Origin of the sequence: Amycolatopsis sp. NPDC051106, from assembly GCF_040682775.1 — a bacterium.
Taxonomy (GTDB): domain Bacteria; phylum Actinomycetota; class Actinomycetes; order Mycobacteriales; family Pseudonocardiaceae; genus Amycolatopsis.
Genome location: NZ_JBFBBQ010000171.1, coordinates 1 through 8,121, shown reverse-complemented (window position 1 = coordinate 8,121; position 8,121 = coordinate 1). Strand labels below are relative to the sequence as shown.

Annotated in this window: 7 protein-coding genes; 6 read left to right on the top strand and 1 reads right to left on the bottom strand. The window is 71.0% G+C overall.

Annotated elements, in window-relative coordinates:
• Positions 1 to 87 precede the first annotated feature (87 nt).
• Positions 88 to 1,308 (bottom strand): acetyl-CoA C-acetyltransferase, encoded by a 1,221-nt coding sequence (locus AB0M83_RS47795; protein WP_364529248.1) that lies wholly within the window; start codon positions 1,306 to 1,308, stop codon positions 88 to 90.
• Between the two features lie 123 nt (positions 1,309 to 1,431).
• Between AB0M83_RS47795 and AB0M83_RS47790 the strand changes: the two genes are divergently transcribed.
• The 6 genes from AB0M83_RS47790 to AB0M83_RS47765 all read left to right on the top strand — a co-directional run bounded on the left by AB0M83_RS47790 (position 1,432) and on the right by AB0M83_RS47765 (position 8,066).
• Positions 1,432 to 2,379 (top strand): pentapeptide repeat-containing protein, encoded by a 948-nt coding sequence (locus AB0M83_RS47790; RefSeq protein WP_364529245.1) that lies wholly within the window; start codon positions 1,432 to 1,434, stop codon positions 2,377 to 2,379.
• Between the two features lie 204 nt (positions 2,380 to 2,583).
• The gene (locus AB0M83_RS47785; RefSeq protein WP_364529242.1) at positions 2,584 to 3,954 is read left to right on the top strand and encodes a cystathionine beta-synthase; all 1,371 of its coding nucleotides are present in this window, start codon (positions 2,584 to 2,586) and stop codon (positions 3,952 to 3,954) included.
• 128 nt (positions 3,955 to 4,082) lie between these two features.
• Positions 4,083 to 5,588 (top strand): hypothetical protein, encoded by a 1,506-nt coding sequence (locus AB0M83_RS47780; protein ID WP_364529239.1) that lies wholly within the window; start codon positions 4,083 to 4,085, stop codon positions 5,586 to 5,588.
• 405 nt (positions 5,589 to 5,993) lie between these two features.
• Positions 5,994 to 6,386 carry a hypothetical protein gene (locus AB0M83_RS47775; protein WP_364529236.1) on the top strand — a complete coding sequence of 131 codons (393 nt, stop codon included), beginning with the start codon at positions 5,994 to 5,996 and terminating at the stop codon, positions 6,384 to 6,386.
• 44 nt (positions 6,387 to 6,430) lie between these two features.
• A complete protein-coding gene (locus AB0M83_RS47770; protein WP_364529233.1) occupies positions 6,431 to 6,874 on the top strand; it encodes a hypothetical protein in 444 nt (147 codons plus the stop codon).
• Between the two features lie 34 nt (positions 6,875 to 6,908).
• Positions 6,909 to 8,066 (top strand): cystathionine gamma-synthase, encoded by a 1,158-nt coding sequence (locus AB0M83_RS47765; RefSeq protein ID WP_364529230.1) that lies wholly within the window; start codon positions 6,909 to 6,911, stop codon positions 8,064 to 8,066.
• Positions 8,067 to 8,121: the final 55 nt, after the last annotated feature.

Sequence of the window (8,121 nt, the reverse complement as noted above, 5' to 3'; positions counted from 1 at the left end):
GATTATAGACGTTTTGTACACGGAAGTCGGCGGCCTTCGGTGCGTTCAACGCACCGAAGGCCACATTGGGGCGCATGGGCCGGGGTCTCAGGAGAGGCGCTCGATGATCAGCGCCATGCCCTGGCCGCCGCCCACGCACATCGTCTCCAGGCCGAACTGCTTGTCGTGGTGCTGCAGGGAGTTGATCAGCGTCGACGTGATGCGCGCGCCCGTCATGCCGAACGGGTGGCCGACCGCGATCGCGCCGCCGTTGACGTTCAGGCGGTCCAGGTCGATGCCCAGATCGCGGTACGACGGGATGACCTGCGCCGCGAACGCCTCGTTGATCTCGACGAGGTCGATGTCGCCGATCGACAGGCCCGCGCGGGACAGCGCCTGCTTGGACGCCTCCACCGGCCCGTAGCCCATGATCTCCGGGGAAAGACCCGTCACGCCGGTCGACACGATCCGCGCCAGCGGCGTCAGGCCCAGCTCGCGCGCCTTCGTGTCGGACATGATGACCAGCGCCGCCGCGCCGTCGTTGAGCGCGCAGCAGTTGCCCGCCGTCACGCGGCCGTCCGGCCGGAACACCGGCTTGAGGCCCGAAACGCCTTCCAGGGTGACGCCGGCGCGCGGGCCGTCGTCCTTGGAGACGACCGTGCCGTCCGGGAGGGTCACCGGGGTGATGTCCTTGGCCCAGAACCCGTCGGCGATGGCCTTCTCGGCGAGGTTCTGCGAGCGGACGCCGAACTCGTCCATGTCCTCGCGCGTGACGCCCTTCAGCCGCGCGAGGTTCTCCGCGGTCTGGCCCATCGCGATGTAGACGTCCGGGACGTCCCCGGACGTACGCGGGTCGGTCCAGCTGTCGGTGCCGGACTCGGCGGTCGCGGCGGTGCGCTTCTCGGCGTCGGCGAACAGCGGGTTGTGCGTGTCCGGCCAGGAGTCCGAGCTGCCCTTGGCGAACCGCGAGACGGTCTCGACGCCAGCCGAGATGAAGACGTCGCCCTCGCCGGCCTTGATCGCGTGGAACGCCATCCGGGTGGTCTGCAAGCTGGACGAGCAGTAGCGGGTGACGGTGCAGCCGGGCAGGTGGTCGTAGCCGAGCTCGACGGCGACCGCGCGGCCCATGTTGAACCCGGACTCGCCGCCCGGCAGGCCGCAGCCCAGCATCAGGTCGTCGATGTCGGCGGGGTCGAGCTGCGGCACCTTGGCCAGCGCCGCCTGGACCATCTGCACGGTGAGGTCGTCGGGCCGCATGCTGACCAGCGAGCCCTTCCCGGCGCGGCCGATCGGCGAGCGAGCGGTGGAGACGATGACGGCTTCAGACATGACGTGACACATCCTCGTATCGCGAGCTAAGCGGCTAAGCGGTTGCTCACTAGTGTGCCGTGAACCACGCTCCGGGCAAAGCCGAACGCGACCAACGCAACAGCCGGCTGGCAGGATCACCCCGTGGGGAACCAGCTGGAGCGAGTGCTGCGGACCAGGACCATCGTGCTGTGGGGAGCCGGGCTGCTGGTGGTCGCCGGGGTCGCGGCCACCCTGCTGCTCACCCTCCTGGGCGGCGGGCACCCCGAGGACTCCGCCCGGCTCGATGCCCTGAAGACCGCCGCGAACATCGTCGTCGGCACTGGCGGCGCGGCTGCGCTGCTGCTTGCCGCCCGGCGGCAGCGGTCGGCCGAGCTGGACCTCGCGCAGAAGGACCACGACGCCACCGAACGCCGGATCACCGAGATCTACGGCAAGGCCGCCGACCAGCTCGGCAGCGACAAGGCGCCGGTCCGGCTCGCCGGGCTGTACTCGCTGGAACGGCTCGCCGGCGGGTACCCGGAGCACCGGCAGACCATCGTCAACGTCCTCTGCGCCTACCTGCGGATGCCGTTCAAGAACAACGCGAAGAACGCGGAGGAACTGCAGGTCCGCAAGACCGCCCAGCGCATCCTGCACCTGCACCTGCGCCGGGGCTCCGTCGAACAACCGAACGAAGGCTTCTGGCCGGACGTCGACCTCGACTTCTCGGGGGCGACGCTCGTCGGGCTGACCCTCACCCACTGCTCGATCCGGTCGATCGTGTGCTTCGATACCAGGTTTCTCGAACTCGCTTCGTTTCGCGACACCGAATTCCGCACCAAAGCGGATTTCAACCAGGCGCATTTCGCCGGCCGCGCCGATTTTCGCGGAACCGTTTTCGATGGCGACCGGGACAGCTTCAATGGCGCCGTTTTCGCAGGTCCGGCCGATTTCGGGACGAAGTCCGCCGCCCGGCTGGCCGGCGCCGAAGCACAAGACGGCTTCCGCCGGACCTGGCCGCCGGGCTGGGAAGAACGCCCGATCCCCGACCGGCCGGGGTGGTCGCAATTGACACGAAAGACCGATCCGGGGAAACCGGAGGGCCGATAGGATCGTCGCACCAAGGAAAGGTCGCCATTCCTGACGCGGCCCTCGGGCCGGTACGAGCAGCTTGGTGGCTGCCGGCGATCTCCTCCGGGCGGCCCGGCCTCGCGGACGCTGCCCGGCATCGCCGACGCGCACCCGGAGGCCCCCGGAGCCGGGGTCTTCCCACGAGTGGACAACGCCACCGGTCGGCCGTTTAGGCTGGCGGGCGTGGAGTACGCAGAGCACATCGCAGACCTCGTGGGCAACACCCCCCTGGTCAAGCTGAACTCGTTGACCAAGGGGCTCAAGCCGCTCGTGCTGGCCAAGGTCGAGTACCTGAACCCGGGTGGCTCGGTCAAGGACCGGATCGCGCTGCGCATGATCGAGGCGGCCGAACGCTCCGGCGAGCTGCGCCCCGGCGGCACGATCGTCGAACCGACGTCCGGCAACACCGGCGTCGGGCTGGCCATGGTCGCGCAGCGCAAGGGCTACCAGTGCGTCTTCGTCTGCCCGGACAAGGTCAGCGAAGACAAGCGCAACGTCCTCAAGGCCTACGGCGCCCGGGTCGTGGTGTGCCCGACCGCGGTGGCGCCCGAGCACCCGGACTCCTACTACAACGTCTCCGACCGCCTGGTCCGCGAGATCGACGGCGCCTGGAAGCCCAACCAGTACGCCAACGCGCAGAACCCCGAGAGCCACTACCTCTCCACCGGCCCGGAGCTGTGGAAGCAGACCGACGGCAAGATCACGCACTTCGTCGCGGGCGTCGGCACCGGCGGCACGATCTCCGGCACCGGTAAGTACCTCAAGGAGGTCAGCGACGGCCACGTGCAGGTGGTCGGCGCCGACCCGGAGGGCTCGGTCTACTCCGGCGGCAGCGGCCGCCCGTACCTGGTCGAAGGCGTCGGCGAGGACTTCTGGCCGGACACGTACGACCGGAACATCGCCGACGAGATCATTCCCATCTCCGACGCCGACTCGTTCCAGGTCACGCGCCGGCTCGCGCTCGAGGAGGGCCTGCTGGTCGGCGGCTCCTGCGGGATGGCCGTCGCGGCCGCGCTGAAGCTCGCCGAGCGGCTCACCGAGGACGACGTCGTGGTCGTGCTGCTGCCCGACGGCGGCCGCGGCTACCTGACGAAGGTGTTCAACGACACCTGGATGTCCTCCTACGGCTTCCTGCCGCCCGACTCCTCCGGCGCGACGGTCGCCGACGTCCTCACGAAGAAGAGCGGCTCGCTGCCCAACCTCGTCCACTCGCACCCCAATGAGACGGTCGCCGAGGCCATCGCGATCCTGGCCGAGTTCGGCGTCAGCCAGATGCCCGTGGTCAGCGCGGAGCCGCCGGTGATGGCCGCCGAGGTCGTCGGCGCGGTCAACGAGCGTGACCTGCTCGAGGCGCTGTTCACCGGCAAGGCCCAGCTGGCCGACCGGCTCGACCGGCACATGTCGCCGCCGCTGCCGACCATCGGCGGCGGTGAGCAGGTGGGTGCCGCGATGACGGCGCTCGAGGGTGCCGACGGCGCGCTCGTGCTGGTCGACGGCAAGCCGGCCGGGGTCGTCACCCGCCACGACCTGCTGGGCTTCCTCGCCGGTCGCTGAGCGGGAGCTGTGAAAGTACCTGATCGGCGCACCCGGCCGGGGCGTTACGAGCGCCCTGCCGGGTGATCCGATAGCGTGAGCGCAAATAGAACACTTTCGCGTCCTCGTCAAGGGGGTTCAAGACCCACATGAGTGCACCGCAGCCACCGAACCAGCCGTGGGGTGGCGGCCAGCCACCTCAGGGCCCGCCGAGTGGCCCCCAGCCGCAGCAGGACAACCCGTTCGGCAGCCCGGAACCGACCCAGGTCGTGCAGCCCGCCCAGCCCCAGGGCGGTTCCCCGTTCGGGGAGACGCCCGAACCGACGCAGGTCGTCCAGCCGGGCCACCCGGGTGACGGCGGGGCGGGCGCGACCCAGGCGATGCCGCCGGTCGACGCGAACGCGACGCAGTGGGTGAACCCGGCCGGCGGCGGCGACGCCCCGGTCGCGGACTCCACGCAGCTGGTTCCGCCGGGCTCCCAGCCGCCGGCGATCCCGTACACCCCGCCGCCGAGCGCGGCCGACAACCCGGCCGCGGCGTTCGGCCAGCAGCCGGGCGGCTACGGCCAGCAGGGTGGTTTCGGCCAGCCGGGCCAGCAGGGCGGGTACGGCCAGCAGCAGCCGGGCTTCGGCCAGCCGGGACAGCCCGGCCAGCCGCCGCAGGGCTTCGGCGGTCCCGGGTTCGGCGGCCCCCAGCAGCCCGGCTTCGGTGGTCAGCCGCCGCAGTTCGGCGGACCGTCGGCCGGGGGCAACGGCCTGTTCGGCTACATCGCCGGCGGCGTGGTCGCTCTCCTGGGCCTGGTCGCGCTGATCATCGCCTTCAACTACATGGGCGACGCGAGCGACTACTCGTCGCTCGTCGGGGACACTCCGAACCAAGAACTGATCCAGAAGGCGCTCGACGCCGCCGGGATCGTCGGCCCGGGCCTGGTCTGGTTCTACGTGGTCATGATCCTGCTGGGCGCGCTGATCTCCCTCGCCGGCGGTGTCGGACTGGCGCTCGTGGGCAAGCTGGGCGGGCTCAAGAAGTTCGTCCCGATCGCGATCGTCGCGGGCGGTGCGCTGCTCGCGATCTTCGCGCTGCTGCTCAAGATCGGCATGACGCCGAACGCCGGTGTGTTGGCCGGGGCCTCCGCGTCCGAGCGGAACACCTTCGGCCTCGGGCTCCCGCCGCTGATCCTCGGCGTGCTGATCCTCATCGTGGGCGTGCTCGGGCTCATCCCGGCGACGCGGCAGTTCGTCGGCCTCGGTGGCGGCGGTGCCGCGCCGGGCGGCCCGCAGGGCTTCGGCGGACCGCCGCAGGGTGGTTTCGGTGGCCCGCAGCAGCCGGGTGGCTTCGGTCAGCCGGGCCAGCAGGGGCAGCCGGGCGGGTTCGGGCAGCAGCCGGGCTACGGCCAGCCGGGACAGCCGCCTCAGGGGTACGGCCAGCAGCCGGGCTACGGCCAGCCGGGCGGGCCGAACCCGTCGAGCGGCGGCTTCCAGCAGCCGGGCCAGCCGCCGCAGCAGGGCGGGTACGGCCAGCAGCAGGGCTACCCGCAGCAGCAGCAGCAGCCGGGGCAGCCGCCGCAGGGCTGGGGCCAGCCCCCGGGCCAGCAGGGACCGCCCAGCGGCGGGTTCGGCCAGCCCGGCCAGCCGCCGCAGCAACAGCAGTGGTGAACTAGTACACCAAAGCGTGCCCCGGAGCCCATTCGGCTCCGGGGCACGCTGCATTCACAGCCCGATGCGCAATTGTCCGAAATGGACAACAGTGCGGTATCGCCGGCCATTCGGATCACGTGACAGCATTTCTGCCGCTACCGCAGGAAAATGATCTTGGGTTCCGCCGTCCGGCCGAATTCGGTTCTCTTCCGGAGTCACTTCCCCCTTTCCCGACTAGGGTGAACGCCGTAGTCCCGCTCTGCTGATGGGGGAGTTGTGACCGGTTCACGCGGATATCCGGCGTCACGTTCGCATTCGTATTCATCGACTCGGCCGTCCGGACTAACGGCGATCCTCGCCGGTCTGCTCGGGCTGGCCGCCGCCGTTGCCGCGGGATATGTACCGGTCCGGATCTTTCTGGACATGCCGGCCGAATTCAGCCTCGGCGCCCTGCCGGGCTGGGTGCTCGTGGACCTCGCCGCCTACCTCGGTGCCGGGCTCGTGCTCCTGCTGGGCGCGTTGACGACGCTGTTCCGCGCGACGGCGGGCGCGATCCTGCTCGGCCTGGGTGCCCTGCTGGCCATCGGGGCGCTGCTGATGGAGCCGCTGTCGGTGGGCGTACCGCTGGCCCGGTTCGCGGACGCGATGTTCACCCACGGCGGGTTCGCGATGGTCGACCGGGTGGGCCTGGCCGGCTTGGCGGTGCTGGTGCTGGTCCTGGCGTTCCTGCCGCCGACCTTCCGCTACTTGCGCTACCGCACGCCGGCCGTGCCGATGTGGGCCGGCCAGGAGGCCTACTCGACCCGGAGCTGGTGACCCGCGCCGGTCACGGACCGTGATCGACCGTATCGTCGGCCACCGTGATCCGAACCGAAGGCCGGACGGCGCTCGCCGCCGCCGTGCTCGCCCTGTTGGGTGGGCTGCTCTACCTGGCCGGGCTCGTGCTGGACGTCGTCGCGCTCGTCCGGTTCCCCGGTGACGCCGGCCGCGTCGCCGTCCACGCCGCGGTCGACGCCGTGCTCGCCTCGACGTTGCTGCCCGGCGGCGTCCTGCTGCTGCGCCGGCAGCCGGCCGGCCGGATCGGCTGCATCGCCGGGAGCTCGGCGGCGCTGCTCGCGACGCTGACGTCAGCGGGCCTCGCGGCCGCCGGGCTCACCTTCGCGGACTTCGGCGGTCCGGGTTCCCTGGCGATGGGCGGGCTGGCCGCGCTGGCTCTGGTGGTCCCGCCGGCCGTGGTCACGCTGCTGCTCGCGGTGTCCGAGCCCACGGCCCGGTGGTGCGATATTGAGATCCGTCCCACCTGACGGGAATGCCGGGGCCGCGCCGTACGCTTACGCCATGGTGGACGACTACTCCGTACTGGGATTCGAGACTCGCGCGATCCACGCCGGTCAGAAGCCAGACCCCCGCACCGGCGCCGTGATCGTGCCGATCTACCAGACCTCGACCTACGCGCAGGACGGCGTGGGCGGGACCCGCGAGGGTGACTACGAGTACTCGCGCACCGCGAACCCGACCCGCTCGGCGCTGGAGGAGGCGCTGGCCTCGCTGGAAGGCGGCCGGCACGCGCTGGCCTACGCGTCCGGCATGGCGGCCTCCGACGTGGTGCTGCGCAGTACCCTGCGCCCCGGCGACCACCTGGTGCTCGGCAACGACGCGTACGGCGGCACGTTCCGCCTGATCGACAAGGTGCTCAGCCTGTGGGGCGTCGAGCACACGGTGGCCAACCTGGCCGACCTCGACGACGTGCGCGCGGCCATCCGGCCCGAAACCAAGCTGATCTGGTGCGAGACGCCGACCAACCCGCTGCTCGGCATCGCCGACATCGCCGCGCTGGCCGGGGTCGCGCACGACGCCGGCGCCCGCCTGGTGGTCGACAACACCTTCGCGACGCCGTACCTGCAGAACCCGCTCTCGCTGGGCGCGGACATCGTCCTGCACTCGACGACGAAGTACCTCGGCGGCCACTCCGACGTCGTCGGCGGCGCGGTGATCACGAACGAGGACGAGCTGCGCGAGCAGCTGTTCTACCTGCGCAACGCCGCGGGCGCGGTGCCCGGGCCGTTCGACGCGTGGCTGACGCTGCGCGGCATCAAGACGCTGGCCCTGCGCATGGAGCGGCACAGCGACAACGCCGAGCTGATCGTGCAGGCGCTGGTCAAGCACCCGAAGGTCGCGAAGGTCTACTACCCGGGCCTGCCGGAGCACCCCGGCCACGAGACGGCGGCGAAGCAGATGCGCCGCTTCGGCGGGATGGTTTCGTTCAGCCACGCGGACGGCGAGCAGGCGGCGCTGGAAGTGGCGTCCCGCACGAAGCTGTTCATCCTGGCGGAGTCGCTGGGCGGCATCGAGTCGCTGATCGAGCACCCGGGCAAGATGACCCACGCGAGCACGGCGGGCTCGACCCTGCAGGTCCCGGCGGATCTGCTGCGCCTGTCGGTCGGCATCGAAGACGGCCGTGACCTGGTCGCGGACCTGCTGACCGCCCTCGGCTGAGTCTCCAGCGCCCCAATGTGGCGTTCGGGGGGGGGGGGGGGACGAAACACCCAAA

What these genes read in the sequence shown, in the direction of transcription:
- AB0M83_RS47795 (WP_364529248.1), bottom strand. Translation starts at nt 1,308, where the DNA reads ATGTCTGAAGCCGTCATCGTCTCCACCGCTCGCTCGCCGATCGGCCGC.
- AB0M83_RS47780 (WP_364529239.1), top strand. Translation starts at nt 4,083, where the DNA reads ATGAGTGCACCGCAGCCACCGAACCAGCCGTGGGGTGGCGGCCAGCCA.
- AB0M83_RS47775 (WP_364529236.1), top strand. Translation starts at nt 5,994, where the DNA reads ATGCCGGCCGAATTCAGCCTCGGCGCCCTGCCGGGCTGGGTGCTCGTG.
- AB0M83_RS47765 (WP_364529230.1), top strand. Translation starts at nt 6,909, where the DNA reads ATGGTGGACGACTACTCCGTACTGGGATTCGAGACTCGCGCGATCCAC.